A 1,789-nucleotide genomic window follows, 5' to 3' on the forward strand; every position below is an offset into this window, starting at 1 on the left:
CTCCCGTATTCCACGGTCAGCGACGGCGCCGGCGACTTCGCGCTGCCGCCGATCTCGCGCGTCGCGATGGTGCGCGTGCGCGCCGTCCACGGCGGCATGCCGCAGCCGGTCGAATTCGATGTGAGTCCGCAATACCGACACGTCCAGCACGCCGTGACGGCGACGTTCGCCTGACCGCCCGGCGCCATCCACAGGAGAGCGGCTATGCCCGAGTACCTTTCACCCGCGGTCTACGTCGAAGAGACCCCATCCGGAAACAAACCGATCGAGGGCGTCGGCACCAGCACCGTCGGCTTCGTCGGCGTGACCGAGCGCGGTCCGCTCGACGTGCCGCAGCTGGTCACGAGCGTCGGCGAATACGCGCGGCTGTTCGGCGGGCTGCTGCCGGAACCGGAATTCACCGATCTCACGGGGCGCCGCCACTGCTACCTGCCGCACGCGGTCGAGGCGTTCTTCGTCAACGGCGGCAAGCGCGCGTACGTCACGCGCGTGCTGCCGGCCGCGATCGCGTTCGCGTCGCGCACGCTGTACTTCGCCGATCCGGCGCTCGCCAGTCCCGGCGAGACCGTGCTGCTGCGTGCCGCGCAGGTCGGCACCGGCGCCGCGCTGAATCCGCCGCCGCTGGTTGCGCTGTCGCCGACGAACCTGACGCCCGGCAACCGCGTGCGCATCGGCGAGGGCAGCCGCGCGGAATACCGCAGGATCGCGCCGGGCGGCGTGGCCGCGGGGCAGACGCACGTGTCGCTCGCATTTCCGCTGTACCGCGACTGGCCCGCGGCGACGCCGGTGACCGCGATCGCGCGCACGCCCGAAGCCGCGCTGGTCGACGCCGTGTTCGACATCGTCGACGACCTGCCGGCGCAGTCGAACGCCATCGTCATCGACAACGGCGACGATGCCGGCCTGCTCGGACTCGCCTTTCCGGTGCTGATCGAAGTCGGCGCCGCGACCGTCGCCGAATACGCGTTCGCGACGCAGGCGGCGAATCTCGGCGGCGGCCAGGTGCGCCTGACCCTGTCGCAACCGCTGCGTCTCGCCTACGCGAGCGGCACGGTCGTGACGATACTCGACGCCACGCCGGCCGGTGCCGTCACCGCGCCGCTCGCCTCCGTCGCCGCCGGCGGCGATACGCTCGCCTGGCTCAATCCGTTCAACGCCGCGTTCGCCGACCTCGCGCGCATCGTCATCGTCGACGCCGCCGGCTCCGCGCCCGAAGCGCACGGCATCGGCGATCTGTCGACGCTGCCGCTCGCCGCGGGCGCGTACGACGACTATCCGGCCGGCACGCGCGGACGCCGCGTCACGGCCACGGACGACGACCGCACCTACCTCGGCTTCGGCACCTCGCAGGCGATCGTCGAACTCGACCGCGTCGACGGCATCGTGCCGGGCATGACGCTCACGTTCACGGTCGCCGCGGTCGACACCGACTTCGTCGTCGACGCCGTCGACGCGGCCGCCGCGCCGCCGACGGTCACGCTGCGCAGCGCGCTGGCGGCGGCACCCGCGCCGACGACGGTCCGCCTGCGTGCGAAACAACTGACGGCCGACGCCGCGGCCGGTGCCGTGTCGGTGGCGCTGGACGACCGCCTCGGCCTCGCCGTCGGCGACATTGTGCGACTGGGCGCGACGGAAATCGCCACAATCCGCGACATCCCGGGCACGCGCGGTCCTGCGCCCGACGCCGGCGCGATCATTCTCGGACACGGCCTGCGCACACCGCTCGCTGCCGCGACGCCGGTGCGCCGGCTCGCCGTCGCGATCGACGCGACGGCGCCGGCGCTGTTCC

The 1,789-nt window shown here is 72.9% G+C and carries 1 pseudogene; it reads left to right on the top strand.

Annotation, left to right across the window (positions count from 1 at the left end):
- Positions 1-204 precede the first annotated feature (204 nt).
- A pseudogene (locus tag VLF18_RS03845) lies at positions 205-1,789 on the top strand (hypothetical protein); the annotation flags it as partial.

The organism is Tahibacter sp., assembly GCF_035481375.1.
GTDB lineage: Bacteria > Pseudomonadota > Gammaproteobacteria > Xanthomonadales > Rhodanobacteraceae > Tahibacter.